The 26,934-nt window shown below is 62.0% G+C and carries 23 protein-coding genes and 1 other annotated feature; of the genes, 5 read left to right on the forward strand and 18 right to left on the reverse strand.

All coding sequences use genetic code 11. The annotated features are described in order from the left end of the window. The first annotated feature begins 120 nt into the window (after positions 1-120). On the forward strand, positions 121-1,866 hold the full coding sequence (locus THECO_RS10695) for an Rqc2 family fibronectin-binding protein (RefSeq protein WP_015255059.1): 1,746 nt from the start codon (positions 121-123) through the stop codon (positions 1,864-1,866). A gap of 25 nt (positions 1,867-1,891) precedes the next feature. Here THECO_RS10695 and THECO_RS10700 read toward each other — a convergent pair whose 3' ends face one another. The 10 genes from THECO_RS10700 to THECO_RS10745 form a co-directional block, all read right to left on the reverse strand. Continuing rightward, positions 1,892-2,755 carry a PHP domain-containing protein gene (locus THECO_RS10700; protein WP_015255060.1) on the reverse strand — a complete coding sequence of 288 codons (864 nt, stop codon included), beginning with the start codon at positions 2,753-2,755 and terminating at the stop codon, positions 1,892-1,894. Next, positions 2,746-3,657 (reverse strand): selenium metabolism-associated LysR family transcriptional regulator, encoded by a 912-nt coding sequence (locus tag THECO_RS10705; protein ID WP_015255061.1) that lies wholly within the window; start codon positions 3,655-3,657, stop codon positions 2,746-2,748. Before THECO_RS10705 ends, THECO_RS10700 begins: the two co-directional genes overlap by 10 nt. Positions 3,658-3,778: 121 nt before the next feature. Beyond that, positions 3,779-4,216, reverse strand: a complete 438-nt coding sequence (locus THECO_RS10710; protein WP_015255062.1) for a hypothetical protein — start codon at positions 4,214-4,216, stop codon at positions 3,779-3,781. Between the two features lie 96 nt (positions 4,217-4,312). Then, positions 4,313-4,630: a YlbG family protein gene (locus THECO_RS10715; RefSeq protein WP_015255063.1), complete on the reverse strand. Its 318-nt coding sequence runs from the start codon at positions 4,628-4,630 to the stop codon at positions 4,313-4,315. 87 nt (positions 4,631-4,717) lie between these two features. Next, entirely contained in the window at positions 4,718-5,197 is a 480-nt protein-coding gene (locus tag THECO_RS10720; RefSeq protein ID WP_015255064.1) for a YlbF family regulator, read from the reverse strand. A 74-nt stretch (positions 5,198-5,271) separates the two neighbouring features. Further along, a complete protein-coding gene (locus tag THECO_RS10725) occupies positions 5,272-7,365 on the reverse strand; it encodes a helicase-associated domain-containing protein (RefSeq protein ID WP_015255065.1) in 2,094 nt (697 codons plus the stop codon). Continuing rightward, positions 7,359-9,065, reverse strand: coding sequence for a DNA repair helicase XPB (locus THECO_RS10730; protein ID WP_015255066.1), 1,707 nt, complete (start codon positions 9,063-9,065; stop codon positions 7,359-7,361). The genes THECO_RS10725 and THECO_RS10730 overlap by 7 nt, the downstream gene beginning before the upstream one ends. A 158-nt stretch (positions 9,066-9,223) precedes the next feature. Beyond that, positions 9,224-10,075, reverse strand: coding sequence for a thermonuclease family protein (locus THECO_RS10735; protein ID WP_015255067.1), 852 nt, complete (start codon positions 10,073-10,075; stop codon positions 9,224-9,226). Between the two features lie 108 nt (positions 10,076-10,183). After that, a complete protein-coding gene (locus THECO_RS10740; RefSeq protein ID WP_015255068.1) occupies positions 10,184-10,627 on the reverse strand; it encodes a CBS domain-containing protein in 444 nt (147 codons plus the stop codon). A 127-nt stretch (positions 10,628-10,754) separates the two neighbouring features. Continuing rightward, positions 10,755-11,954, reverse strand: a complete 1,200-nt coding sequence (locus THECO_RS10745) for an amidohydrolase (RefSeq protein WP_015255069.1) — start codon at positions 11,952-11,954, stop codon at positions 10,755-10,757. A gap of 208 nt (positions 11,955-12,162) precedes the next feature. On the opposite strand from THECO_RS10745, the gene THECO_RS10750 reads away from it, so the two are divergent. Both THECO_RS10750 and ftsW read left to right on the forward strand, forming a co-directional pair. Further along, positions 12,163-12,507, forward strand: a complete 345-nt coding sequence (locus THECO_RS10750) for a YugN family protein (RefSeq protein WP_015255070.1) — start codon at positions 12,163-12,165, stop codon at positions 12,505-12,507. An 11-nt stretch (positions 12,508-12,518) separates the two neighbouring features. Continuing rightward, positions 12,519-13,745, forward strand: coding sequence for a putative lipid II flippase FtsW (gene ftsW, locus THECO_RS10755; protein WP_015255071.1), 1,227 nt, complete (start codon positions 12,519-12,521; stop codon positions 13,743-13,745). 84 nt (positions 13,746-13,829) lie between these two features. On the opposite strand, the gene THECO_RS10760 is transcribed toward ftsW, so the two are convergent. The 6 genes from THECO_RS10760 to THECO_RS10785 form a co-directional block, all read right to left on the reverse strand. Further along, a complete protein-coding gene (locus THECO_RS10760; protein ID WP_015255072.1) occupies positions 13,830-14,210 on the reverse strand; it encodes an Asp23/Gls24 family envelope stress response protein in 381 nt (126 codons plus the stop codon). A 92-nt stretch (positions 14,211-14,302) separates the two neighbouring features. Continuing rightward, positions 14,303-14,599, reverse strand: a complete 297-nt coding sequence (locus THECO_RS10765) for a YlaN family protein (RefSeq protein WP_015255073.1) — start codon at positions 14,597-14,599, stop codon at positions 14,303-14,305. Between the two features lie 139 nt (positions 14,600-14,738). Beyond that, positions 14,739-14,981 carry an HPr family phosphocarrier protein gene (locus tag THECO_RS10770; RefSeq protein ID WP_015255074.1) on the reverse strand — a complete coding sequence of 81 codons (243 nt, stop codon included), beginning with the start codon at positions 14,979-14,981 and terminating at the stop codon, positions 14,739-14,741. 91 nt (positions 14,982-15,072) lie between these two features. Then, complete coding sequence (locus THECO_RS10775; protein ID WP_015255075.1) at positions 15,073-16,188, reverse strand: aminopeptidase; 1,116 nt, start codon at positions 16,186-16,188, stop codon at positions 15,073-15,075. A gap of 51 nt (positions 16,189-16,239) precedes the next feature. Next, the gene (locus THECO_RS10780) at positions 16,240-16,998 is read right to left on the reverse strand and encodes a hypothetical protein (protein ID WP_015255076.1); all 759 of its coding nucleotides are present in this window, start codon (positions 16,996-16,998) and stop codon (positions 16,240-16,242) included. A 121-nt stretch (positions 16,999-17,119) separates the two neighbouring features. Then, positions 17,120-19,003 carry a sensor domain-containing diguanylate cyclase gene (locus THECO_RS10785; protein ID WP_015255077.1) on the reverse strand — a complete coding sequence of 628 codons (1,884 nt, stop codon included), beginning with the start codon at positions 19,001-19,003 and terminating at the stop codon, positions 17,120-17,122. 461 nt (positions 19,004-19,464) lie between these two features. Here THECO_RS10785 and rpsD point away from each other — a divergent pair, with 461 nt between their 5' ends. Beyond that, on the forward strand, positions 19,465-20,064 hold the full coding sequence (gene rpsD / locus THECO_RS10790; protein ID WP_015255078.1) for a 30S ribosomal protein S4: 600 nt from the start codon (positions 19,465-19,467) through the stop codon (positions 20,062-20,064). 76 nt (positions 20,065-20,140) lie between these two features. On the opposite strand, the gene tyrS is transcribed toward rpsD, so the two are convergent. Further along, the gene (gene tyrS / locus THECO_RS10795) at positions 20,141-21,397 is read right to left on the reverse strand and encodes a tyrosine--tRNA ligase (RefSeq protein ID WP_015255079.1); all 1,257 of its coding nucleotides are present in this window, start codon (positions 21,395-21,397) and stop codon (positions 20,141-20,143) included. An 80-nt stretch (positions 21,398-21,477) separates the two neighbouring features. Next, positions 21,478-21,724: a binding site (T-box leader), on the reverse strand. Between the two features lie 144 nt (positions 21,725-21,868). On the opposite strand from tyrS, the gene THECO_RS10800 reads away from it, so the two are divergent. After that, complete coding sequence (locus THECO_RS10800; protein WP_015255080.1) at positions 21,869-24,961, forward strand: transglycosylase domain-containing protein; 3,093 nt, start codon at positions 21,869-21,871, stop codon at positions 24,959-24,961. A 78-nt stretch (positions 24,962-25,039) separates the two neighbouring features. Here THECO_RS10800 and acsA read toward each other — a convergent pair whose 3' ends face one another. Further along, positions 25,040-26,761 carry an acetate--CoA ligase gene (gene acsA, locus THECO_RS10805; protein ID WP_015255081.1) on the reverse strand — a complete coding sequence of 574 codons (1,722 nt, stop codon included), beginning with the start codon at positions 26,759-26,761 and terminating at the stop codon, positions 25,040-25,042. Positions 26,762-26,934: the final 173 nt, after the last annotated feature.

Genomic DNA, 26,934 nt, shown 5'->3' on the forward strand with positions numbered 1-26,934 from the left:
GTCAATCAAGGCCGTACTTTCTCCATACCGGCCGCAGAATGCGCTTAAGTTTTTCTCCGAACTATGGCATGATAGAGAAATGTCAAGGCACGCATTACGTCAAAGGTGGTTTTTCTTCCGATGTCACTCGACGGCATTGTCGTGCGCGCGATCGCGCACGAACTCCGGCAGCTCGCCGGAACCCGCATTCATCGCATTCATCAGCCTGATGATCATACGCTCGTGCTGCAGCTTCGCGGCGGCGGACTGCGCGGGCAATCCCGGCTTCTGCTGTCGGCGAATCCGACCTATCCGCGGGTTCACTGGGTCACGCGGCCGCAGCCGAACCCGCTTGAAGCGCCCATGTTCTGCATGCTGATGCGCAAACATTGCGAAGGCGGCGTCATCGAAACCGTCACGCAGCCGGGATGCGAACGGGTGCTGCATATCGACATCCGCCAGCGCGACGAGCTCGGAGACATTTCGCTCAAACGGATCGTCGTCGAACTGATGGGCCGGCACAGCAACATCATCCTGACCGACCCGGCGACCGGCCGCATCTACGACGGCATCCATCACGTCACGCCGGCGATCAGCAGCTACCGGGTCGTCATGCCCGGCAGCGCCTACACACCGCCGCCGGAACAGGCGAAGGCAGACCCGCTCGCCGTCCCGGACTTCGCCCGGTTCGCCGAATCGCTCCGGCCGGCGGAGGGTGACTCGCCTCCGGACAGACGGCTGGTCGACGCTTACGCCGGCATCAGCCCGCTGCTTGCGCGCGAGATCGTCCATCGCGCGGCGGCAGCAGACGCTCCGGACGGCACGGAAGCGCTGTGGCGGGCGTTCCGGGACGTGATGGAGGGCTTTCGCTCGCATGGGTATGAACCGAATATCGTGGATCGAGACGGCCGTACCTTTTTCTCGGTGACCCGGCTGACCCATCTGGACGGCGACGTCCGCACGTTCGATTCCATTCTGGAATGTCTCGAAATCTACTACGGAGACAAGGCCGAACGCGATCTCGTCCGCCAGAAGTCGGCCGACCTGCACCGCTTTCTTCTGAACGAAAAGACGAAGAACGAGAAAAAGATCGAGAAGCTGGAAGCGACGCTGGAGGAAGCGAAGGAGGCGGACCGGTACCGGATCACCGGCGAACTGATCATCGCGAACATGCATGCCATTCAAAAAGGGCAGCCTTACGTCGAGGTGATCGACTACTACGACGAGCGGCAGCCCGTCGTCACGATCGAACTGGATCCGCAGCTGACGCCCTCGGAGAACGCGCAGCGCTGGTTCAAGCGCTACAACAAGGCGAAGAACAGCATAACGGCCGCGGCGGCCCAGATGGAAGCGGCGCGCGAGGAAATTGCGTACTTCGATACCTTGCTTGCGCAACTGGAGACGGCATCGCTGCAGGACATCGAGGAAATCCGGGAAGAGCTTGCGGAGCAGGGCTATCTGAAGCAGCGGGGCGGCGCGGGAGCGAAGAAGCGGAAGCCGTCCCGGCCGGCGCTGCTCTGCTATACTTCTTCGGAGAACGTACCCATCTACGTCGGGAAGAACAATACGCAGAACGAGTATTTGACGAACCGGCTGGCGTCGCCGAACGACACCTGGCTGCACACGAAGGACATCCCCGGCTCCCACGTCGTCATCCGCGGCACCGGATTCGGCAACGCGACACTGGAGGAAGCGGCGATGCTGGCGGCGTATTACAGCAGGGGCAAGGAATCGAGCCTCGTGCCGGTCGACTACACGCTGATCCGCCACGTACGCAAGCCGAGCGGCGCCAAGCCCGGCTTCGTCATCTACGACCATCAGAAAACGCTGTTCGTGACGCCGGACGAAGAGCGGATCAAGGCGCTGCCGGTCCGGACGGTGACGTAAAAGCATGACGGCGGTCCGCCCGCCGTCATCGATATTTCCGGCTCGCCGCCTCCAGCAGATCCGCGACGGCCGCATCCACGGTTCTGCCGCCCAGCGGACCGTGGAATACCTCGCCGCCGCGCGCGCCGTGGTAATCCGATCCTCCGGTGGCGATGACACCGTGCCGCTCGGCCATCGCCGCGTACCGCGCTTCATCGTCAGGGCCGTGGTCGGAGTGATACGCTTCAACGCCGTCGGCCCCCTCGCGCAACAGCGCCTCCACCAGCTCGTCCCGCCCGTACAGCCCGGGATGGGCGATGACCGCCGCGCCGCCCGCTTCGTGAATCCAGTTTACGGCCTCCAGCGGCGTCGGACGGGGAACCCGCACATAAGCCGCTCCCGCGCTGCCGAGGAAACGGTCGAACGCCTCGGCCCTCGACGCGACGTACCCCTTCTCGACCATCACCGCCGCAATGTGCGGCCGTCCGATCGATGTGCCGGGCGACCGTCCGGCGGCGGCGCGCTCCACCTCTTCCATGGTCACCGGCATCCCGAGCGCGTTCAACCGTTCGATGATCATCGCATTGCGCCTCATCCTCGCGTCCCGCTGCGAGGCGAGCCGCTCCTGCCAGCGTCCGTCGCGCCAGTCGAGAAAATAGCCGAGCACATGAATTTCCAGTCCGTCCTGCATCGTGCTCAGTTCGACGCCCGGGACGACCCGGATGCCGAGCCGCTCGCCTTCCGCCAGCGCTTCCTCGAGGCCGGCCGTGGTGTCGTGGTCGGTGAGGGCGACGGCGGCCAGCCCCGACTCCAGCGCGAGCCGCACATTGTCCGCCGGCGATCCCGTCCCGTCCGACGCGGTCGAATGCGTATGCAGATCGGCGCGTCCCGCCGCAAGTTTTACAGCCATTGGCGCAGATCCCTCTCTCTCAGGAAAGTGAGAAATGTCACGGCCGAGATCGGCAGGAGCGCCGATTTCAGATAGATCGAGTAGAATTCCCGTTTGAACTCGGCGTCGGCGAGCGGCACGATCTTGATCAGGCCGAGGGCGACCTCATGCTTCACCGAGGAAGCCGAGACGAACGAGATGCCGACGCCCGCCTCCACAGCCGACTTCACCGCTCCGGTGCTGCCCAGCTCCATGACGATGTTGAGGCTGCGCGGGTCGATCTGCCTCGCCTTCAGCTGCTCTTCCATGACCAGCCGCGTGCCGGAGCCTTGTTCGCGCAGGACGAACGGATACCGGATCGCCTCCGTCAGCGTCACCTCGCTCCGCTGCGCCAGCGGATGCGAAGCCGGGGCGATCAACTTCAGCTCGTCATTCATGACGGGCTCCATGTGCATGTCGGGATGCTGGACCGGCGCCTCGACGAGCCCGAAGTTGAGCTGATGATTCAAAATCTCCTCCATGATCTGCGCGGTGTTCATCACTTTCATGCTGATGGCGATGTGCGGGTACTCTTTTCCGAACGGTCCGAGCAGCCGCGGCAGGATATATTCGCCGATCGTCAGGCTGGCCCCGAGTTGCAGCCGGCCTTTGAGCTGCCGTGTGAACCTGGACATCGCGGCGTCCGTCTCCCGGATCAGTTCAATCGATTGCCGCGCGTAGGGGAGCAGCGCCCGGCCCGCTTCCGTCAGCTCGATCCGTTTCGTCGACCGGTGCAGCAGTTTCGTCCCGAAATAGTCTTCCAGCGACTGCACCTGCATCGTCACGGCGGGCTGGGTCATGTGCAGCGCTTGGGCGGCCGCGGAGAAGCTTCCCTTGTCGACGACGGTGTAGAAAATATGCAGTTGGTGAAAGTTCAGCGCCACGGGCAACCACTCCTTGCGTACATATCCCCATTATACCTGAAACGCGGCGGCCGGCATCATGCCGCTCTTCAAAACGCAAAAAACACATGCGCCAAATCGCGCATGTGCGTGCGTAAGTCCGTTATTTTCGCTTGCGGCTGTTCTTGATGAGCGTCATCCGCCGCGAGTGGCGGAGCCACGAATAATACGATTTCAGATCGCGCAGCTCGATCGTCACGGACATCCTGCCGAGGAAGGTGACGACGATCATCTTGTGCAGCGGCTCGCCGATCAGGTCCCTCTCGTTCGGCATTTCGGTGAATTCGGCCACGAACACGAGATCATCGTCGATCAGGAAAACTTCATTCTCGTTGCGGTAGTACGGTTCGATCCTTCCCTGCTTCAGGCATTCCCACATGAACGCCGCAATTTCGGCAGGTTCCGATCGCGTCGGTTCGATCCGGTCGATCCACCTCATCCTGGCGTGGTTCGTGATGACGATGTCGGCAACTTTTTTGCCGTTGAGCTCGACATAGAACGATTCATACGTGCCCCATCGCTCCGTCGTCTTGTCTTTCATCGCGAACACCTCCAGTATGCGAGAATCTCCGTACCAACCCGATTTCCATTTTATCACAACGCGGCGTTCAGGGCGATTTCCATGGCGCCGGCCGGATCAGATGCTGTATGAGCGCGTCTTGTCCGGCACATTTTTCGAGTATTCCGTCCGGATTTCACCCCTGAAAGAACGTTCTGCCTTTTTTACGTAGGGAAGCCGCTCAATGTTTCGGATCGTATCTTCCGCTTTGTCGGCATCCATGTAGATGACTGCATAGTTCATTCTTCGCGAAATGTAATGCACCGTGCCGTACTTGTCCAGATTGCGGGCCAGGCGATGATCGTTGACCCATACGATATATCCGACCCGTTCCGCAAACGGGGAACCGCTTTCGTTTGCGGCGGAACCGCTTTCTTGCTCATGCGCGTCGTTCATCCGCATTCTCCTCCGTATATTAAGTTGCCGTACAGGCTTCCGCACGGAAATCGGCAGCCGGAGCGGCGGAGAGCCGCGGCCGGTCCGTCAGCCGCAGCTCGCGCAGCCGCCGCTGCACGATCCGCTGCCGCATCCGCCCTGCACCGAGCCGCTGCCCGGCACCTTGATGTCGTCCGACACCGCCCTCGCGAGAAGGACGGCGATCTCATGCAGCATGTCGTCCACGGCTTGCTCGGCCGCCTTGAAACGGCGGACCGACACGCATTCGTCAAGCTGGCGCTGCAGCTCGGCCGCCTCCCGCTTCGCCTCGTGATAATCCGGGTGGAAGCGGCCGAACCTGCTGCATTCCTCGAAACGTTCCTTCGCCTTGCGGAAACGCCGGATCAAAGCCTGCGCTTCCTCATCCTGCGCAAGCTGCGCCTTCCAATATAAATAATCGGCAGCATCGGCCGACTGATTGATCATGTCGCCCAAATCATAGGCGGCTGTCAAAAGCGCCGCCATATCCAGCGGTCCCGCCGCCGGATTGTCCTTGTGCCCGGACGTCCCGGCCGCCGGCAAATGCATGGCCACTGTCCAACACCCCCAGTTATCCCGTCTTGTTCACTATCATACCACTCTTGGGGGGCAAAATAGAATGGTTATTTCCTGCCGCCGATCCATTCGGGAAGCAGAAGCTGCATGTCGGACCAGGAATCCCCGTCCAGCGCGACACGGACCGATTGATCGGGCGGGCAGTCCAAGGCACGGCCGAGCATCCGCCAGCCGCCGTCCGTCTCCTCCAGCCGCTCCGGCAGGATGTCCATCTCCGCTCCTTCCCGGACGATGCGGACGGCCGCGCCGATTTCGATCGCCCGCTTGACCATTTCGCGCCGGGTGGACGGGTGGACGCGGCGCACCGCGCTGAACCAATGTGCGGGCAGGCCGGTCGCGCGGATCGCGTTCATCCGTCCACTGTCGGCACCTGCAGCGGCATGCATCCGTGCGGAACCGGACGCCGACTGCGTCCGTCCGGCTCCGGATGCGGCGCCCGCCGCGGACAGCCGGATGTCCAGATCCGGCGCATACCGTGTGAGCTGCACGCCGGTCAGCAGCCGGACGGCTTTCTCCATGCCGGAACCTCCGGGCTGCTCCGGTTTCAGGCTGTCCGGAGCGCGGTCCGCTTCGCTCGCATCCCGGACGGAAGGGTAAGTCCGGCGCACCTGCTCATCCGCTTCCGGGAGCCCGGAGCGTGCCGGAACGCCGACCTTCGCCAGCCGTCTGCGCAGCTCCGCGATGTGCCGCCGGTCGACCAGGAAATGCCGGTCGCCGATCCGCTCGCCGAGCCGTTCCGCGACCGACGGTTCGGCGGCAATGCGGTCCGCAATCCGCTTGTCGTCGCAAACGAGCAGCAGCGCTTCCTGAAAACCGATTCTGCCGGCCGACGCTTCCCAGTCCCGGATCGACCGCTCCAGTTCGTCCGGCGGGGGGCTGCCGGCGGCTTCTTCCAACAACTGCAGCGCCTCTTCGGCCGTCCGGCCGTTCTCGACCCATCGCACATACGAAGCGGCCGAAAGCCGCATGCCCGTCATCGGTCCGGGCTGCACCCTGTCCGCGAGCAGTTCCAGTTCCCACCGCAGCCGCCAGTCGAGATCGGGCGGCACGGCCAGCTCCGCTCCGGGCATGAACCGGATCGGCGCGCTTGCCGCGGTCATGCCGCCGGCAGTCTCCGGGCTTTCCTGCGGATCGATCACCCACCGGATGACCGTATCTCCGTCCGCCGCTATGCCGGTCTGCATCCAGCCGAAGGCGGCGAGCACCTCGACCCAGACGCGCCAATGCGCCGCGCCGGCCGGAACATGCCGCTTGAGCCACGCGTCGATTTCGCCGGCCGGATACCAGGCGCCGCCTTCGAGACTCCGCAGCAGCGCCGCGGCGTGCATGAACCGCTCATCGCAGGCCGCGAGGCGATCCGTCACGAATGCGAGCAATTCCCGCTCGCGGCGGCCGGCATCCATCGCCAGCCATGCGGTCAGCGCCTCACGGCGCCAGGCCAGCCGGCCATCGGATTCATCGAGCAGGCCGAGATGAAGCGCCGCGGCCAGGCCGAGCTGAAGCGGCGGCTCCTCTTTGCCGCCTGAGGCGAACCGGGCTTCGAACGGGCGCAGCGCTTCCGGCCCGAACGACAGCCGGGCGGCGGCTGCGGCGGCCGTCCGGCCCGGGATGCCGCCGGGCTTGGGCGGCACAAGGCCGCGCTTGCCCAGCTCGGCGAGCAGCTGCATGAGCTGCATGCCGAACGGTTCCGTATAGTCCTGCAGCGGGCGCGCGGACCTCCGGCCGCCCGGCAGCGGCCGGAACTCCGCCGGCAGCAGCGCGGCCATCCACACAGCCAGCGCATCGGACGCGATGAAATGAAGCCGGTCGCCCCATATCTTGCGGACGGTGAAGACGATGCCGGCAGCGCGCAGGCGCTCCAGCTCCCTTGCCGCAATGCCAGCGGGCAAGCCTGCGGCGGAAGCCGCCGCTTCGAACTGTTCCGGTTCGAACGGCAGGGAACCGTACCGGGTCATGATCAATCGGAGCGCGGCGGCCGTTTCCATGGACAGCGCGGCGGCCGCCCGCGACACCGTTCCCGGGTCGGCCGCTTGCGCCGCCCACCCGTCCCGATCCGCCCCGGCGGCGGGCCAGGGCGAAGCGGCGGCAAAGCGGCCGGCGGCATCGGGCGGCAGCCGCCGCAGCCATTCGCGAATCAGCATCCCGCCGCCTCCGTTCTTGCCGCGCCGTCCGTTTCCGGCATGCGCATAATCCGATAGGCGTAACCCTGCTCGGCCAGGAAAAGCTGCCGCCTGCGCGCGTATTCCGTCTCCTTCGTCCCTTCCGTGACGACGGTGTAGAACCAGCATTCGTTCGAACCCGGTTTCGGCCGCATGATCCGGCCGATCCGCTGCGCTTCTTCCTGGCGCGATCCGTAGCTGCCCGAAACTTGCACGGCAACGGCGGCATCCGGCAGATCGACGGCGAGATTGGCCACCTTTGAGACGATCAGAACCGGCTCTTCCCCGCTACGGAAGCGAGCGTACAGCCGATCACGTTCGTCAAGGCCGGTCTCGCCGGTGATCAGAGGCACGTCCCATGCGGCGGCCATCTGTTTGAGCTGGCGCAAATATTGGCCGATGATCAGCACCTGCCGGCCGCGGTGCAGGGCGAGCAGCTCGCGGACGACGCGCAGCTTGGCCGGGTTCTCGGCCGCGATCCGGATGCGCGCCCGCTGGCCTGCGGCCGCATATTCCGCGGCGGCGGACGGATCGAGCGGCACGCGGATCTCCGTGCAGGTCACCCGGGCGATCCAGCCTTTCGCTTCAAGTGTCTTCCAGAACAAATCGAACCGTTTCGGTCCGATCAGCGAGAACACGTCTTCTTCCCTCCCGTCTTCGCGGACAAGGGTGGCCGTCAGGCCGAGCCGCCGCTTCGCCTGCAGATCCGCCGTCATGCGGAATACCGGCACCGGGAGCAGATGCACTTCGTCGTAGATGATGAGTCCCCAGTCCCGCTCGCTGAACAGTATCATATGGCGGTAATCTTCCGTCTTCGAATTCCGGCAGGTGAGAATCGAGTAGGTTGCGATCGTCACCGGCCGCACCTGGCGCTCGCTGCCCGCATATACGCCGATGTCGCGCTCCGTCAGCGTCGTTTTGTCAAGCAGCTCGGACCGCCATTGTTGAACCGACGTCACGCTGGGCGTCAGAATGAGCGCTTCGCAGCGGAGCCTCGCCAGCGCCGCGATGCCGACGATGGTCTTCCCCGCGCCGCAGGGCAGCACGATGACGCCGCTGCCGCCCGCTCCGGCTTCTTCCCGGCAGAACAGGTCGACCGCGCGCTCCTGATAGTCGCGCAGTTGGAAGGGCGCCCCGGACGATGTGGCGGCCTTCAGCTCGACATCAAGCTGCCCGCCCCGGCGGTAACCGGCGAGATCGAGCACCGGAAAGCCGCTTCTCGTCAGTTCGCGCTTCACTTCGCCGCGCCGCTCGGGCGGCACACGCCACCTGATCCTTCCGTCCGGAGCCGGAACCCCGTCCTCCGGTAACAGGCCAAGCCCTTCCAGCTCGGCGGCGAGATCGCGGTCAGCTGCAAGGGCAAGTTGTTCTCCGTCCGCCTCCAGTCGGATTTTGCCGTAACGTCCGGCCCAAGTCCCGATCCGGTCGATCAATCCCGCGGGAACATCGTACCGGCTGAAAGCGATCAGGTCGTCGGTCATCTCATCCGCCGTCAGACCGGATGCCGCCGCATTCCAGACGGACAGCGGCGTAATGCGGTAGGTGTGCAGATCTCCCGGCCGCTTCACCAGTTCGGCAAAGCGGGCGATCGATTCGCGCGCCTGCTCCGCATCCGGATGCCGGACATCCAGCAGCACGGAAGCGTCGCTTCTCACAATCAACGGACCGCCGGCCGCATGCATGGCATCCACCCCTCATGTTTTGGTAACAGTATGAGAGCGGGAGATGTTTTTTATGCCGTCCGGAACGCACAAAAATAGCTGGCTCACGGCCCGCGAAAGATACTGCCGCCCGCGGATCACCCGTACGGGCTGCAAAGTTCGGCTTTAAAACCGGCGGTTCAACCGCCGTTCTTGGGCGCGCGGAATCCCGCCGCTTCCGCTTCTTCCTCGGTGCAAAACCAGACTTCCGCGATCGTCCGGTCGTAATAGCGGCTGCCGGGCACATGGTAGATGCGTTCGCCCCGGGAGTTGATGTTGCCCTTGATGTCGGGGGACGGGCAAGATGCCGCGCTTTCGCTATCCCGTGCGCCGGATGCGGCTTCATCGCCGGACGATTCGCCGCCTTCCGCCGCTGCCGCCGCCTGATCGTCGTATCCCGCTTTCTCATCCGCTGCGGCTGCGTTCGCGCCGGCTGCTTTCCCGCCGCCGTCACCTCCCCACAGGCCCGCACCCTCCGAACGGGCTTCCCTTTCCGCTTCGCGGAACCGGTCCGCCAGGCTGACATCGGGCGGGTAGGTCGCCGCATTCGCGTACCCTTCGCGGACGAGACGTTCATTGAACATGAGCGCATCGCCCGGGATAAAAACAAACCGCAGCAGACGGCCGTACCGGTCGGTCTCCGATACATCCTTGAACATCCATACCGTCTTGCCCGTGAGCATGCGTTTGGTGTAAGCCGCTGCTTCTTCCCCGTAAAACTCCGCGCTGCCCGTGATCTCCGGCGTGTTCACGCCGATCAGCCGCACCCGGCTGCCTTCACGGATCACGAAGGTGTCGCCGTCGACGACCCGTTCCACGACCGCTTCTTCGGCTGTCTTGCCGCGCAGCTCCGGATAGTCGGACCAGACCGTCTCCCACGGCCTCGTCGCGGCGGTCTCGGCGGCGCATCCCGCAACCGCCAGGACAGACAGGAGCAGCGCGATCAGGCCGGCCAGCCGCGCGGCGGGCGGCGATATTCTGCTGATGCTCATCTATGTAGTGCCTCCGCTTGTCTGGATATCGCCTGTATAATTGCGTCTTATCATTTCTGCCCGCGGCCGGGAGGTCCCCTTCGGCGGACCGCCGAAGGGCCTCGTCCGTCAGTGGACCGCGGACGGCTCGCGGTGTTCGTGCTCGGAGATGGCGCTGAGCGCGTCGCCCGCTTCGTTCACGAAAATTTCGCGGATCGCCAGGTCGCCGATCGCTACGACGCCGACCAGTTCGCCGTCCTCCACGACCGGCAGACGCCGGATCTGATTGTCGGCCATCAGACGCGCGCATTCATCGACGGTCATGGAAGAAGGCACCGTTCGGATATCCTTCGTCATGACTTCGGTTACGGACGTCGAGCCCGAATGTTTCTCCGCGTAACCGCGGATGACCAGGTCGCGGTCCGTCACGACGCCGACCAGCTTGCGGCCTTCGACGATCGGAACGAACCCGATGTCGTGCTGTTTCATCAGCACGGCGCACTCGTAGATATTGTCCTGCGTCGTCGCCGTCACGGTGTTGGTCGACATGATCTCCTTGACCGTCTTCGCCATGGGGCATCCTCCTCGCATGGATTGCCGGCCGGTCGTCTCCGCCTCACAGCCTTGCACCGGCCTTCCGTTAGGCTTGCCTGAACGGCTCCGGGGCATTCGATGCGATGAATGCCAGACGTGCCACGGCTTATGCGACGGACGCTGCCTCCCCGGCATAATCGTCGGCCATTGCGGTCAGCAGCCGCGCCGCCGACAGCATGGCCCGTTCGTCGATATCGAAGCGCGGATGATGGTGCGGGTAAACGGCGCCGCAATCCTCGTTGCCCGCCCCGACGAACATGAAGCAGCCGGGAACGCGCTTCAGGTAATAGGCGAAGTCTTCGCCCGCCATGAGCGGACGGATCCGCTGAACCGCATCGCCGCCGAACAGGCGGCGGGCCACCGCGAAGAACCGCTCCGCTTCCCGCTCGTCATTGACGACCGCCGGGTAGCCGTCCCGCCAGTCAAGCGAATATTCCGCTCCGAACTGACGGCACACCGCGTCCGCAATCGCGCGGAGCCGCTCCTGCACCAGGCCGCGAACCGATGCGTCGAACGTGCGGACGGTGCCGGACAGCCGGCAGACTTCCGCGACGATGTTGGACGCGGTGCCGGCCTGGAAGGAGCCGATCGTGACGACGGCCGGCTCAAGCGGATCCACCGACCGGCTGACGATCGTCTGCGCGGCCTGGACGAACGCGGCGCCGACGGCAATCGCGTCGACCGTCTCATGCGGCATGCCGCCGTGGCCGCCTTTGCCCCTGACCTCCAGGAAAAACTCATCCTCGGCCGCCATCACCGGCCCCGGCGCGCTGGCAATCGTGCCGAACGGCAGAGGCGTCCACAGGTGGACACCGTAGATCGCGGAGACACCGTCCAGTGCCCCGTCCCGGATCATCCCGAGCGCTCCGCCGGGCGTCACCTCTTCGGCGGGCTGGAACAGCAGCCGGCGTTCCCCCGTCAGACCGTCCCGCGAAGCGGCGTAATGGGCGGCGACGCCGAGCAGCGCGGCCGTATGCGCATCGTGGCCGCAGGCGTGCATGACGCCGGGCACGGTCGAACGGTACGGCACGTCTTTCTCATCCTGGATCGGCAATGCGTCGATATCGGCGCGCAGCGCGACGACCGGTCCGGGTTTCGCGCCGCGGATGACGGCGACCACGCCGGTGCCGCCGACGCCCGTGCGCACTTCGTCACAGCCGATTTCGCACAGCTTATCCGCAATCCACGCGGCGGTTCGCTCCTCGCGGAACGACAGCTCCGGATGCCGGTGCAGATGCCGCCTCCAGGCCGTCATGTCCGGCATGTATCGCGCAAACGTTCCGGCGGATTCCAGAAAATCCCGCATCCTTCCGCCTCCTCGCTTTGTCTGTCAATGCCGATCTTCATAATTTTAGTGTATCAGAAGCGGCGACCGGTGTGAAATCACGGGCTCTGCGCATCGCAAACCGCAAGCGGCGCAGGCTTGCGCGCATTTGTGAAACATACTAATATGAGAAAGAGAAATGACGGGCCCGCAGGCTGCAGGGCATATTCCGAAGGAGGAACAGCACTTCATGATTATCGAACAATCCGGCCTGAACGGCATGACCAGCGATCTGGCTCATATGGATGAATCCGCGGAAAAACTCGGTTTCGTCCGTTGGCAATGGGAATACAACCGCGCGACCTACGACCTGAAGCTGGAAGACCGCTCAAACGGCGACGAATACTTCCTGCGCATCAGCACGCGGGCTGTCGAAGGCAAGCTGGAGTCTCCCGACGCCATCCTGTCCATCGAATCCGTGTACATCGGCAAAGCAACGTTTCCGCACGGACTCGATTACGAATCGCCGATTCCCGAACCGATCCTGAATACGGCAAAGCAGCGACTGAATGAGTTGAAGACGCTGCTGAGCTGACGCCCGTTTCCATGAACGCGCAGCAGTCCAACGGCCCCCGCGGCAGACCGGATTTCCTGCTGCTCATTCTGACGCTGCTCCTGGTCGGATTCGGACTCGTCATGGTGTTCAGCGCAAGTTCGAACTATACGCTCGCCTCCGATGCGTTCAACCGGGATCCGCTCTATTTCACGAAAAGGCAGCTCGTCTGGATTGCGGCAGGCTCGTTTCTGCTGCTGGTGCTGATGAACATCCCGTACCGCCGATTCAAGACAGGCTACGTGCTGTTCTTCATACCGGCGATGATTCTGCTTGCGCTCGTGCCGTTCATCGGCGAGGAACGCAATGGCGCCCGCAGCTGGTTCGGCATCGGCACGCTCGGCATACAGCCGACCGAATTCGCCAAGCTGGCGCTCGTCATGTACCTGGGCGCCGTCATCTCCAAGAAGGACGAGCGTTTTCGTGATTTCAAGCACGGTCTGCTTCCGGTGACGCTTGTCATCGGGTTCGTCTGCTTCCTGATCATGCTGCAGCCGGACCTCGGGTCCGCGATGGTCACCGCGCTCTTCGCCGCGGTCATCCTCTTCGCCGGCGGCGCCAACATGAAGCATCTCGCCGTCCTCGGTTTGTCGGCCGCCGTCGTCATTACGGCCTTTGTGAGCGTCTCGATGCTCATGAACCCCGGCGCATGGTCATACCGGACTGAGCGGCTCACCTCATACCTTAATCCATTGGAAGACGAGCTGGGCAGCGGGTATCATCTGGTCAAGTCGCTGGAAGCGCTCGGCCACGGCGGTCTCACGGGTGCCGGGTTCGGACACAGCGTGCAGAAGCTGAAATACTTGCCTTTTCCATACAACGATTTCATCTTCTCGGTGATTGCCGAAGAATTCGGATTCATCGGATCGGTTATTTTCCTGTTGACTTATCTGTTCTTCATCTGGCGCGGAATTATCATCGCGCTGCGATGCCCCGATCCATACGGCACGCTCGTCGGCATCGGCATCATGAGCATGATCGGCATCCAGGCCATCATCAATATCGGCGGCGTCATCGGGGCGATCCCGATCACCGGCGTGACGCTGCCGCTCATCAGCTACGGCGGCTCATCCATTATCGTAACGCTCGCCGGGATCGGCTTGCTGCTCAGCATATCGCGGGAATACAACCGGGTGGCGCGGCTCGAACAGGAGCAGCTTTCACGCGGCGTCAGGCCCGACGCTCCGCGATTCGGATCCGCTCCGGTCCGCCGGAGATGACGAACGTGCGGACATTTCCGATCAAAACGAGCGGGACGGCATCCTGTACGGATCCGTCCCGCTTATGTTCTCAGCCGATTCCGGTCAGTTGACACGCTGCGGCGCTTCTTCCTTCTCCTCGTCCTTGAACGCGACGCCTTCCACTTTCACGTTCACTTCCACCACGTGAAGACCGGTCATGTTCTCCACTGCCTGGCGGACATTGTCCTGGAGCTGCCGGCACACCGACTGGATCGGAATGCCGAATTGCACAATGACGCGAAGATCAATGGCCGCTTCCAGCTGCCCGACCTCGACCGAAACGCCCTTTTGTACATTTTTGCCGCTGAGTCGTTTTGCCAGTCCTTCCGATATGCCGCCCGACATGCCGGCTATGCCCGGCGTCTCCAGCGCCGCCATCCCGGCTATCGTAGCGACGACGTCGTCGGATATGCGAATGTTGCCGCCAAGAACGTCTTCGGTCATCTTCGTCATCTCCCCTGGTACTATATGTACCCATTGTAAAGGAATTGCCCGGCCCGAAGCAAGAGCGCATGAAAAAGACGAAAGGCCGCCTCTCACGGAGACAGCCTTCCTTCGCCGAGCGCTTCGTACAACAGCGCCAGATTGCGTTCAAGCGTTTGGATCATCTGTTTGCCGGTCGATTCGCTGATCAACCCGGCGCGGATCGCGAAATCGACTTCGCGCGAAAACCCGTACATCTGGGTGTCCAGCACTTCTTCATAGAGCGGACATTTGCGCGTCGTCAGATTGTCCATCTGAACTTTGATCAATTTCTCGATTTTATCTGCATCTTCCTGAAGCAGAAGAAGCGCCTTCTGATTCAGGTGAACCATGACATCCGATGAAGACACGGTACTCTCCCCCCTGCGGCCGCCCACGCCGTCTTATACTTGTATATTAGACGAATTCGGGGCAAACCTCAAGCTCGTCTGCCTGCGGGAACAGCCGCGGACCGCGAACGGGAAAGAGGAGACGCGAACGCTGGGAAGATCAGTCCGAAACAATCGTGACGTTCAGATTGTGTTTCGCAAATACTTCGGCCATTGCCGCCTTCGCTTCTTCGGCATCCGGACCGTGTACGTGAAGTTCATACGAATGGCCGCTCACAAGCGTCGTGAACAGACCGAGAATGCTCTTGACATCGATATACTTGTTCTCGGCTTGCAGCACGATGGACGAACGGAAACGGTTGGCCGTCTGGGAAATATCCACGATCGCTGCATTGTTGGACATGTCGATTCCCTCCATAGGAATAGGATGAACTTTTCTCCATGATAGCGTGATTTTACGCCGCCTACAAGAGGAAGCTGCTTATTGGTGTAATTTACGACAAATTTTCCGGATTAAGCCCTTCCAGTTCCGGGACGACAAACCGTCCGTCCTTCCGGATCAGCCGGCCGTCGAACCAGACTTCGCCTCCCCCGTACTCCGGCCGCTGGATGAGCACCAGATCCCAGTGGACGGAAGAACGGTTGCCGTTGTCGGTCTCTTCATAAGCCTGACCCGGTGTAAAATGAAGACTGCCGGCGATTTTCTCGTCAAACAGCGTATCGTTCATCGGATGCAGAATGTGCGGATTGAATCCGAGGCTGAACTCGCCGATGTACCGCGCGCCTTCGTCGGTGTCCAATATTTGATTGAGACGCTCCGGATCGTTCGCGTCGGCTTCCACGATGCGCCCGTTCACGAACGTGAACCGGATTCGCTCGAAGGTGAAACCGCCGCGGTTGCTCGGCGTATTGTAGGTGATCGTGCCGTTCACCGAATCGCGGACCGGCGCCGTGAACACCTCGCCGTCGGGAATGTTCCGCTTTCCCGAACATTTCTTCGCGCCGATGCCCTTGATCGAGAAGGTCAGGTCGGTTCCGGGACCGGTGATCCGCACCCGGTCGGTGCGTTCCATCAGCGCTTTCAGCGGTTCCATCGCCCGGTCCATCATCGCATAATCGAGGTTGCACACCCGGAAGTAGAAATCTTCGAACGCTTCCGTGCTCATGCCCGCAAGCTGCGCCATCGATGCATTCGGCCAGCGCAGCACGACCCATTTCGTCGCTTTGACCCGGCGCTCGAGATGCACCGGTCTCACATACAGCTGCTCGTACAGCCGCATGTTCGCTTCCGGAACATCGGCCAGCTCGCTGATGTTGTCGCCGGCGCGCACGCCGATATAGCCGTGCATCCGGCGCATCCGTTCAAGGTCGAACGCCGCCCACTCCTCGATCTGTTCGCGCGTCGCGTGGCGGAGCAGGGTGCGCCGCACAGAGAGGTCGGCAAGCTCGACATACGGCCGGCCGGCCCGTTTCGCGACCGCTTCAACCAGCGCCTTGGCCAGTTCCTTGTCTCCGCCGATTACTTCAATCAGCACATTTTCGCCCGGCCGGACATCAATCGAATAGCCGGCCAGCCGGTCCGCCAGTTCCGTAAGCCGCGGATCCCTCATCTCTTTCATCCTCCTCTTCTATGGCTGGGAGCTACGCGGCGGACAAGCCGCTCATGATGCAGGCGGTTTGCCGTCGAAGCCGCCCAGCATCATGCGGGTCACCCGCTCCTCCGTGCGCACTCTGCCGCCCGCCTCGTACCGGAGCACGGTCGTCTCCTCGAGCTGAAGCGGCAGCATCGTCTTGCGGTTGATCGTGACCAGCACGCCGGTCTCCGCCTGAAGATCTTTCAACATCCGGGTCAGCGATTCCTTGAAGCGCGCCGTCTCATCCGCCACGGCCCGGCGGTAGGCATCCGCAGCCGCGGCATCCGCGGTCTGGAGGCTCCCGTCAGCAAGGCCGGATTCCGCCTTCTTCGCGGCAAGTTCGAACTGCCGCATCAGCCGCTCCCGCACATCCTCCGCCGCCGCTTCCCCCGACAGCTTGATGCGCAGCGCCACACAGCCGGCCGGCGCCTTCTCGGCAAATTCGACCTCCGCCTCCCGTTTTGCAAGCTCCGCAAGCCGGGAAGCCGGAGTCGCCGCAGGGTCTGCCGCCTTTGCGGAGCCGTCGGACAGGCTGCGAATCATACGCACCGCATGGCCGGTAATCTCGCCTTCGTACGATTCCTCCTCCAGTTCGATACCGTCGAACCGGACGGAGGTCCGGGTGCGGAACGTGTAGCGGTCCACGCCTTCCAGTCCGGCGGAAGCGATGGACAGCACTTCGTCCGGGCGACGGCCGGTCTCCGGACCGGCGCACCCGATTTGCACGGCGGCAAGAAGGATTGCCGCCCCCAGTCCGAGGCGGCGAATCGTCAACCGGCAGCCCATGGGCATCTCTCCCGCTCATCCAGGTTCTCCGCTATAGGCTGTCCCCGGATGCTGCGGGCTTATACGGCTTTCATTTCATGTCCCGGAACAAAAAAAGTCGGCCGGCCTGCCGGGCGGAGCGCTACCCGGCAATCACCGTGTTCCGGCCGCGGTTCTTGGCGGCATACAGCGCCATGTCGGCGCGGTAAAACAACGTCTCGGGACTGATCTTCTCGTCATCCTGCGTCCATTCCGATACGCCGCACGACACCGTAACATCCGGCTCGGTCTCCGCCTCGACGCGCTGCCGGATGCGGTCGGCGACGCGCAGCGCCTGCTCGACGCGCGCCATCGGCAAATACACGGCCAGTTTTTCGCCGCCCCACCGCGCCGCGATATCGGTTTCACGAATGCAGGACTTGATGACATTGCTCACCTGGACCAGAATCTGGTCACCGATCTGGTGCCCGTATGTATCGTTCACCCGTTTGAAGAAATCGATATCGACCAGGATGAGCGAGCCGCCCGGATCTTGACGCTGTCGTTTCTGAATCTGCTCATTGAGGTAATGGCGCGCGTACAGCCCCGTCAGATTGTCCGTGATGGCCATCCGCCGGACGGCGGCATGAAGCGTGGCGTTTGCGATGGCCAGCCCGACGTGCGAAGCGATCACTTGCAGCAGTTTGTAATTGTCGTAGGAGAAGAAGTTCGCGCTCCGGTGGGCGACGAGAATGACGCCGCCGACCTCGCCGCCGACGAAAATCGGCGAAGCGATGAGAGATCTTGCTCCGGTCACTTCCATCAATTTCGACTCGACATTGCCCGAGTCGCGATAATCGGAAATGATGAGCGGCTCCTTCGTCTGCATGACAATGCCGCAGAATCCGTAATCCGCGGGGAAGCTCTCGTCGACCATCGCCGGAATGTTCGACGACATCACGATAAAGCGGTGTTCTTCGCGGTCGTATTGCAGCACGCAGCAAAATTCCGCCTTGAAAACATTCAGAAACTCGCGCGTGATAAACTCGAAGATCTCTTTCGGACGGAGCGACTGGTTGAGCCGTTTCGTCATGTCGTTGATGAGCTGCAATTCCGCGATGAGCAAGTTCGATTGTTCATACAGTTTCGCGTGTTCGAACGCGGATCCGGCTTCCTCGGCAAGCATGACGAACGCAGGCAGCTCCGCTTCGTTCCATTCGCCGGCCTTGAGCTTCAGGTCCAGAACGCCGTATACCGCCTGCTTGCCGGAGAACGGCACGGCGACTTCCACGGATCCGTCCTCTCCGTACGCCGTAATCGGCCGGCTTTCGAGGAACGAGCGCGCACAGATTTCATCGACGCCCTGCTTGAAGACGAGCGGTTTGACGCGCCGGTCGACTGCCGCGTAATCCTGGGACAGATGCAGTTCCAATTCCGCGCCCGTGAACAACGTTTCGATGATGGAAATGGTCTCTCTGAGAAGCGAGGGGACGTCGATCTGGTCGTGCAGCCGGCGCACCGCGTCATGGAGCAGGTCTTTCCGCTTCCACACCCTGTCGGCTTCCCGCTGGAACTTCATGATGCGATGCAGCAAACGGCGCTCCGCCGCGGCGGCCACCCGGCTGCGGAAATGCAAAGAGCCGGCCTCCGCCAGCAAACGGCAGGCGTTCGCTCCCGCAGCCGTCGGCATGACGAAACCGAGAACCGCGCAGATGCCGTATCTCTCAGGCTCCTCGACGGAATAGGCCGCCACGTAACGGCCGTCCGGCATCGAATCCGCTTCCGCGGAGCCCCCGGAACGCATGGCGCGGGAGACGCATTCCCTGAGCACCGTCTCGACTTCTTCGGTCAGATCGCCGGCTCGCGCCAGTTCGCTCCCGTCAATGCCGAAAAGCCTGAACGCGCATCCGGACCATGCCCGGCTCTCCCCGATTTCCTTCAGCCACACCTCGAAACTGTCCGTAAGCAGCGGACGGATCGGCCTATTCCGCTCTTCGTCCGGGCGACCGGCCGGGGAAGGCGAACCGTCGACTTCGTGAACGCGCATAGGCAACCCTTCCTGCCGCACACGGCAATGCAAGATGGAACATGAACCCGACAACAATCAAATAACAACTCTATCATACCGTATTTTTGATCTTTTTGCACTAGTTTCCGTTTTCGCAAGCCGGATTCGGCGAGAAAGGCGGGGACTTTTCTCCTACCGGCACGTTGGAAACCCGCTCCGATCTTTTTCGGGCGTCATGTTTCAAATCGTCCGGCCGCCCCTTGCGGCCGGACGCGCCGAAGTGCAGAAAATGCAGACGCGCCTTGACATCGGGCCGCGTTTATCTATAATATCTATGTGTTGAATAGGGCTACGGTTTAGTGTCACCCTCCCGATGTCTGCCGCCGGCGGGCCGCGGCTGATTTTTGCCCGCCGGGACCGGATCCGCGGTTGCAAGGCGGCGTCGGCGAATCGTTAACCCTTTTTCAAACAACCATTTGAAGAAGGAGCACATTCCACACATGGCACGTTACACTGGACCCAAATTCAAATTGAGCCGCCGGCTCGGCATTTCGCTGAGCGGCACCGGCAAAGAACTGAAACGTCCTTTCCCGCCGGGTCAACACGGCCCCGGCCAGCGCCGCAAAGTGAGCGGCTACGGCGCACAGCTGAGGGAGAAGCAGAAGCTCCGCCACATGTACGGCCTCAGCGAGAAGCAATTCCGCAACCTGTTCGACAAGGCCGTCAAGATGAAAGGCATCGCGGGCGAGAACTTCATGTTCCTGCTGGAAAGCCGGCTTGACAACCTCGTCTATCGGCTCGGTTTCGCGAACAGCCGCGCCGGAGCGCGCCAACTGGTCGCCCACGGGCACGTGACGGTCAACGGCAAGAAGGTCGACATCCCGTCCTACCAGGTATCGCCGGGCGACGTCATCGGTCTGCGCGAGCGCAGCCGCAGCCTGAAAGTGATCAAAGAAGCGCTTGAAGCCCGCCGCCATCTGCCGAACTATCTCGAGTTCAACGAACAGGCGATGGAAGGCCGCTATATCCGGCTGCCGGAACGTTCCGAGCTGACCCAGGACATCGACGAACGTCAAATCGTCGAGTTCTACAGCCGCTGATCTTCGGCGCAACGACAAAGGGCCCCTTCCCTCTTCGCGAGGGGAAGGCGGCCCTTGTGTTTTGCATCCGTTCCGGTCAGACCAGGCGAATCTTCACGAACTTCCGCTTGCCGACCTGCACGATGTCGCCGTCCTGCGGCTGGATCATCTCGTTCGGATCCTCGATTCGTCGCTCGTTCACCCGCACGGCGCCCTGCTGCACGCTGCGCCGCGCTTCGCTGCCGGACTGCTGCAGCCCCAGCGCCGTAAGCAGCTTCACGATGCGGATCGCCCCGTCCTCCAGGTCGCTGAGACGAAGATCGACCGATTCGATGTCATCGGGCAAGGCGCGCTGCTGGAAGACGGTCACGAAATGGCGTTCCGCCGCCTCTGCCGCCTCCTCGCCGTGATACATCCGGACAAAGGTGCGGGCGAGCCGCATTTTCGCATCGCGGGGATGAACGGAGCCGTCCTTGAGCCCCCTCCGCAGCTCCTCAAGCTCCTCCAGCGAAATGTCCGTCGCGAGTTCGTAATATTTCACCATCAGCTCGTCCGGCACGGACATCGCCTTGCCGTAAATCTCGTTCGGTTCTTCGTCGATGCCGATGTAGTTGCCGAGGCTTTTGCTCATCTTGTTCACGCCGTCGAGCCCTTCAAGAAGCGGCAGCATGATCGCCGCCTGCTGCGCCTTGCCGTATTCTTTCTGCAGCATCCGGCCCATGAGCAGATTAAACTTCTGGTCCGTTCCGCCGAGCTCGATGTCGCTTTCCAGCGCCACGGAATCGTACCCCTGCATGAGCGGATAGAAGAACTCGTGGATGCTGATCGGCTGTCCGGACTGGTACCGCTTCGTGAAATCGTCACGCTCCAGCATCCGGGCGACCGTCATCTTGGCGGCCAGTCCCACGACATCGGCGAACGACATCGGCGCAAGCCATGCGGAGTTGTAATGGATCGTCGTCCGGGCCGGATCAAGAATCTTGAAGATCTGTTTCTGGTATGTCTCGGCGTTTCGCTTCACGTCTTCTTCCGAAAGCTGCTTGCGCGTCTCGGATTTGCCGGTCGGGTCGCCGATCCTTCCGGTAAAATCGCCGATGATGAGCTGCACCTCGTGGCCGAGCTGCTGGAACTGGCGCAGTTTGTGCAGCACGACCGTATGGCCGATGTGGATGTCCGGGGCGGACGGATCAAGCCCCAGTTTCACTTTGAGCGGCCTTCCCGTCCGGACGGATTCGGCCACCTTCGCTTCCAATTCTTCTTCCGGCACAATCTCGACGACGCCGCGGCGGATCACCGCCAGCTGACGTTCCACTTCCGCCCGCTGCTCGGGCGAAAGCTCCACTCGATCTGACATGACTGTTCCTCCGTTCACCTGTAACGTTCTGACCCGCAACGCGCGGCATATGCCGCAAAACAGCAAAAAAGCCCCTTCGTCCAAGGGACGAGAAGGACTTGCTGCCCGCGGTACCACCCTCGTTAAAGCGCGCAACCCGGCCGGAGTTCACGCTTTCACTCGCTGCGCGATAACGGGCGCATCCGGGTCCGGCTACTTGTTCCGCAGCATGTTCGCCGAACCGGCTCGGGGATGTAATTCGCCCGCGGCCCGCAACCGGTTCGCAGCTCCCACCGGCTCTCTGGATGCGGCCATCCGCTGGCTACTCGTTCCCGTCATTGCCTGTTTCAAAAATCCGATACCAGCGTTATACCACACGCGGAAGCGGCTCGTCAACCGCGCGCGGCCCGCCGCCCGGACGCGATTCCAAACCTTGCGCGGCAAAAATGTGCTATAATGGTAGTCGTGATTCGGAGGGGGAGATACAACCATATGGAAAAGAGCAATAAGCCTCCCGGAAGAAACGGATGGCTGGTCTTCGGTTATGCCGCATGGCAGACCTTCAAATGGCTCTTCATCTTCTGCTTCATCTTCGCCCTGTTCGCCGGCGGCGCCGTCGCCGGCTATGTCGCTTCCCTGGTGAAAGACGAGCCGGTGCGGTCGCGTTCGTATATCGAAAGCAAGATCGGCGACTACGACGTGACGGGATACGTTTACTTCAACGACGACACGCCGGTCGGCCAGCTTCGCACCGAGGAAGACCGCCAGCTTGTCACGTATGACAAGATTCCTCAGGTGGTCATCGATGCGGTGCTCGCGATTGAAGACGACGATTTCTTCAAACATATGGGCATCGACATCTGGGCGCTCGGACGAGCCGTCAAGCAGAAATTGCTGAACGAGGACACCCGGACGGGCGGCAGCACGCTGACGCAGCAGCTCGCCCGGCAGGTGTTCCTGTCGCTCGAAGTCACGGACAGCCGCAAAGTGCGGGAAATTTTCCTCGCGCTCCGGCTGGAAAGATTCCTTTCGAAGGAAGAGATTCTGACCGCGTACCTCAACAAGGTGCACTTCGGCAACGGCTCGTCCGGTTACAACCTGTACGGCATCAAAGCGGCGGCCAAAGGGATTTTCGGCATTGAGGACCTGAACCAGCTCAATATCGCCCAGGCGGCCTATCTGGCCGGCCTGCCTCAGCGTCCGGCCGCCTATACGGCCTTCACGAGCAAGGGCGAGTACAACGAAGAAGGCATCGGCTATGCGATCAACCGGCAGAAGCTCGTGCTCCGGCGGATGCTCGAGACCGGACGCATCACGCGGGAACAATACGATGAAGCGCTGGCGTTCGACATCCGCGCGTCGCTCGCGAAGCCGGAGAAGAAAGCCTACAATACCTATCCGTACCTGATGCTCGAAGCGGAGCGCCAGGCAGTCGAGATTCTGCTCCTGTCGGAGAATCCGGACCTGACGAAAGCCGATCTCGCCAAGCCGGAATTCGCCTACAAGATCGAGGAAAAACGCGAGGAATTGCTGCGCGGCGGCTATCACATCTATACGACGATCGACAAGGAAGTCTACGATTTGATGCGTGCAATCGCGTCGAATCCGGACAACTTCTCCCCCGACCATAAAGAGAAAGGCATCGAGCAGGTTGCGGCGATGATGATCGACCACAAGACGGGCGCCATCCTCGGCATGATCGAAGGACGCGACTTCTATGTGGAGCAGATGAACTACGCGACGCAGATGACGCGTCAGCCGGGCTCGACGATGAAGACGATCGCCGCCTATCTGCCCGCCATCGATATGGGACTGGTGCAGCCGGCGTCCATCCTGGACGATGCGCCGATCGTGCTCAAGGACGGCCAGAAAGGCTTCCACTTCCCGAAGAACTCGGCCGGCAACTCGTCTCACGGCGGCTACAACGGGCTCGTAACGGCGAGAGAAGCCCTCAACCGCTCGCTCAACCTGCCCGCGCTGAAACTGTTCCTGGATAAGGTGACGATCCCGAAAGCCTGGGAATTCGTGCGCAAATTGGGCATCACCACGCTGCAGCCGGAAGACGACTACGCCCAGACGGGTGTCATCGGCGGGCTCAGCGTCGGCGTTACGGTCGAGGAGCTTACGAACGCCTACGGCGCCATTCCGAACGGCGGCGTGTTCAACGACGCGTACATGATCCGCAAGATTACGGACAGCTCCGGCAAGATCATCTACGAGCACAAACCGCGTCCTCAGCAAGTGTTCTCCGACCGGACGGCGTTCCTCGTCACGGACATGCTGCGCACGGTCATTACCAACGGCACCGGTTCCGTCGTGCGGCGGGAATACGAGAACAAGGAAATTCCGATTGCCGGGAAAACAGGATCGACGCAAAGCTACGGAGACGTCTGGTTCATGGGGTTCACGCCGGATATTACGCTCGGGGTATGGGCGGGACACAAGAAGCCGGTCCATACGCTCACCGGCGACGCGCGCTACCGGGCCCAGCACATCTGGGCGAAGATCATGAACGAGGTGACGAAGGCGCGGCCCGACCTGTTCCCTACGAAGGAGTTCAAGCAGCCGGAGGGCATCGTGAAGGCGACGGTGTCTGGCGTCAGCGGCAAGCGGCCGACTCAACTGACCAAACAGTACGGCAAACTGGTCACCGACTGGTTCAATAAAGACTATCTCCCGAAAGAAGAGGACGATGCGCTCGTCAAGATGAAGGTGATCAACTACAAGGGCATCCCTTACATCGCCCAGCTGACGACGCCGTCCGACTTTGTACGGGAAGAAATTCTCATCGTCCGGGAGAAGCCGCTCGACGTGCTGTTCGAGGAGATTGAAGCCGCGATGGCGCAGATGCCGGCGTCCAGCCGCAGGCCGCTGTCGTACTTCATCCCGAAGGATGCGGCGAACAACGCGCCGTCGAGGGTGGACCCGCGGGTCGACGACGGACGCGATCCTTCGCCGCCCACCCAGCTTGCGGTTGAGGAGCTCACCGATGCCTCCGCCGTTCGGATCACGTTCAAAGGCGCGCCCGAAGCGGATGTTGTCGGCTACCGGCTGTACCGCTCGATGAACGGCGGCCCGTTCGTGAAGACGGGAGAATCGATCTATCATGTCGAAAACATGCGGTTCATCAACTATGTCTCGGCGGCCAATCATTACCGCTATTACATCACGACGGTCGACGTCGCGGGAAGGGAGTCGGCGCCGAGCGCCATCGTCACCTACGGCAGCGGGCCGTCCGTCCAGCAGCCGTCTCCGTACGGTTCCCAAGATCCTCAGGCGGCCTTGCCGGACGGCGAGACTGACCAGGAGCCGCAGGGCGCGGAACCTTCCGTGCCTGGCGGCCTCGCGATCGAGCGGACCGAGATCGGCTTTTCCGTGAAATGGAACGCCAATCCGGAAGCCGAACGCGTGGAGACCTACCGGATCTACTTCAGTGAAGATGGCAGCCTGTACCGACGAATCGGGGAAGTGAACACGAACCGGTTCGAATATGTCTCGCCCATCGCCACGGGCTACATCCGGGTGACGGCCGTGAATGCCGCCGGCGAATCACCGGCTTCAGCTCCGGTTGCCCTTCCCGAATAGCGGACATGACAACGGGCGCCCTCCGGTCAGTGCGATGACCGGAGGGCGCTCCCGTCTTCTGTCCGCAATTCCCGATTGTCAATCCTCAATCGTCGACAAGTCGCCGGTCGGGAGGTTCAACTCCCAGGCTTTCAGCACGCGGCGCATAATCTTGCCGCTGCGGGTTTTCGGCAGTTTGTCCTTGAACTCAATCTCCCGCGGCGCCGCATGGGCGGACAGCCCTTCCTTCACGAACCTCGCGATATCCTGCTTCAGCTCTTCAGACGGCGTATAGCCTTCGCGCAGCGAAATGAACGCCTTGATGATCTCGCCGCGTACCGGATCGGGTTTGCCGATGACGCCGGCTTCCGCAACGGCCGGGTGCTCGACGAGCTTGCTCTCGACTTCGAACGGTCCGACGCGTTCGCCCGACGTGTTGATCACGTCGTCAATCCGGCCCTGGAACCAGAAGTAGCCTTCCTCGTCCACGTAAGCCGAATCGCCGGAAATATACCAGCCCGGAATGCGGAAATATTCTTCGTACTTTGCGGGATTGTTCCAGATCTTGCGCATCATGGACGGCCAGGGTGTGCGGATTGCCAGGTTGCCCATCCGGTAAGACGGCAGCTCATTGCCCTGATCGTCGATGATGGCGGCCTTGATACCCGGAAGCGGGCGGCCCATCGATCCCGGTTTGATGTCCATGCATGGATAATTGCAGATCAACTGTGCGCCCGTCTCCGTCATCCACCAGGTGTCATGAATGCGCTGGCCGTAGACTTTGAGTCCCCAGCGGACAACTTCCGGATTGAGCGGCTCGCCTACGCTCATGACATGGCGCAAGCTCGACAGATTGAACTGCTTGACGATCTCATCGCCGGCGCCCATCAGCATGCGGAATGCCGTCGGTGCGCTGTACCAGACCGTTACACCGTATTTCTCGATCGTGCTGTACCAGTCCTGCGGGCTGAAACGGCCGCCGCGCACGACGTTCGTCACCCCGTGCAGCCAGGGCGCGAATATTCCGTAGCTGGTGCCTGTCACCCAGCCCGGATCCGCCGTACACCAGTAAGTGTCGTCCTCCTTCAGGTCGAGTACGAATTTGCCGGTGACATAGTGCTGAATCATGGCGTTCTGCACATGGTAAACGCCCTTCGGCTTGCCGGTCGATCCCGACGTGTAGTGGAGAATCAGGCCGTCCTCGCGGCCGAGCCATTCGATGTCGGCCTCGTCCGAAGCCTGCGCCATCTCGGCTTCGAAATCGACGAATCCTTCGCCTTCCGGCGCGCCGCCGACCACGATGATGTGCTTCAGGTCGGGCAACTCGTCCTTCGGCACGCGATGCAGCAGCGCAGGGGTCGTCACAATGGCAACGGCTCCCGCATCAAGCAGCCGGTCCTTGACCGCCGTCTCCATGAACGCCTCGAACAGTGGACCAACGACGGCGCCGACCTTCAGGCTGCCGAGCAGGCTGATGTACAGTTCCGGCGTCCGGGGCATGAAGATGAAGACACGGTCGCCTTTCGCCACGCCCAGCTTCCGCAGCACGTTCGCGAAACGGTTCGAACGTTTCGCCAGTTCTGCGAACGTATACGATTCGTCGCGGACGGCGTCGCTGTAAAGGAGCGCGATTTTGTCCCCTTTTCCGGACTCGACATGCCGGTCGATCGCTTCATACGCCATGTTCACCCGGCCGGTCGTATGCCAGGAGAAGGCTTTCTCCGCTTCCTCGAACGAGAAGGAGGCATACGTCTCCTCATAGTTCTTCATGTTCGGGTTTGCTGCGACCGGCGCGATTCGTTCCTGGTGACGGTCTTCCATGCTGGAAATCAACCTCCCATGTGACGATTACTTCGCCGTTACCCGCAAGAATGCGCTTACACGTCGGTTTACCGAAACTGCTCCTGATTCAGCGCGTTATGCAGGCAGACAACGCCATTATAGCACAACTGTCCGCGCATCGCCTATACTTCTCACGGGCTGCGGAATCTGCT

Source organism: Thermobacillus composti KWC4, from assembly GCF_000227705.2.
In the GTDB taxonomy this organism is placed as follows: domain Bacteria; phylum Bacillota; class Bacilli; order Paenibacillales; family Paenibacillaceae; genus Thermobacillus; species Thermobacillus xylanilyticus.

Coding starts and splice junctions, on each gene's coding strand:
- THECO_RS10695 (WP_015255059.1), top strand. CDS start 121: ATGTCACTCGACGGCATTGTCGTGCGCGCGATCGCGCACGAACTCCGG.
- THECO_RS10730 (WP_015255066.1), bottom strand. CDS start 9,065: ATGCATGCGGCCGGCGGTCCGTTGATTGTGAGAAGCGACGCTTCCGTG.
- THECO_RS10720 (WP_015255064.1), bottom strand. CDS start 5,197: ATGCATTTGCCGGCGGCCGGGACGTCCGGGCACAAGGACAATCCGGCG.
- THECO_RS10780 (WP_015255076.1), bottom strand. CDS start 16,998: ATGGGCTGCCGGTTGACGATTCGCCGCCTCGGACTGGGGGCGGCAATC.
- THECO_RS10770 (WP_015255074.1), bottom strand. CDS start 14,981: ATGTCCAACAATGCAGCGATCGTGGATATTTCCCAGACGGCCAACCGT.
- THECO_RS10750 (WP_015255070.1), top strand. CDS start 12,163: ATGATTATCGAACAATCCGGCCTGAACGGCATGACCAGCGATCTGGCT.
- THECO_RS10740 (WP_015255068.1), bottom strand. CDS start 10,627: ATGGCGAAGACGGTCAAGGAGATCATGTCGACCAACACCGTGACGGCG.
- THECO_RS10715 (WP_015255063.1), bottom strand. CDS start 4,630: ATGAACGACGCGCATGAGCAAGAAAGCGGTTCCGCCGCAAACGAAAGC.
- THECO_RS10775 (WP_015255075.1), bottom strand. CDS start 16,188: ATGAGGGATCCGCGGCTTACGGAACTGGCGGACCGGCTGGCCGGCTAT.
- THECO_RS10725 (WP_015255065.1), bottom strand. CDS start 7,365: ATGCTGATTCGCGAATGGCTGCGGCGGCTGCCGCCCGATGCCGCCGGC.
- THECO_RS10700 (WP_015255060.1), bottom strand. CDS start 2,755: ATGGCTGTAAAACTTGCGGCGGGACGCGCCGATCTGCATACGCATTCG.
- rpsD (WP_015255078.1), top strand. CDS start 19,465: ATGGCACGTTACACTGGACCCAAATTCAAATTGAGCCGCCGGCTCGGC.
- THECO_RS10735 (WP_015255067.1), bottom strand. CDS start 10,075: ATGAGCATCAGCAGAATATCGCCGCCCGCCGCGCGGCTGGCCGGCCTG.
- THECO_RS10710 (WP_015255062.1), bottom strand. CDS start 4,216: ATGAAAGACAAGACGACGGAGCGATGGGGCACGTATGAATCGTTCTAT.
- ftsW (WP_015255071.1), top strand. CDS start 12,519: ATGAACGCGCAGCAGTCCAACGGCCCCCGCGGCAGACCGGATTTCCTG.
- tyrS (WP_015255079.1), bottom strand. CDS start 21,397: ATGTCAGATCGAGTGGAGCTTTCGCCCGAGCAGCGGGCGGAAGTGGAA.
- acsA (WP_015255081.1), bottom strand. CDS start 26,761: ATGGAAGACCGTCACCAGGAACGAATCGCGCCGGTCGCAGCAAACCCG.
- THECO_RS10785 (WP_015255077.1), bottom strand. CDS start 19,003: ATGCGCGTTCACGAAGTCGACGGTTCGCCTTCCCCGGCCGGTCGCCCG.
- THECO_RS10800 (WP_015255080.1), top strand. CDS start 21,869: ATGGAAAAGAGCAATAAGCCTCCCGGAAGAAACGGATGGCTGGTCTTC.
- THECO_RS10760 (WP_015255072.1), bottom strand. CDS start 14,210: ATGACCGAAGACGTTCTTGGCGGCAACATTCGCATATCCGACGACGTC.
- THECO_RS10745 (WP_015255069.1), bottom strand. CDS start 11,954: ATGCGGGATTTTCTGGAATCCGCCGGAACGTTTGCGCGATACATGCCG.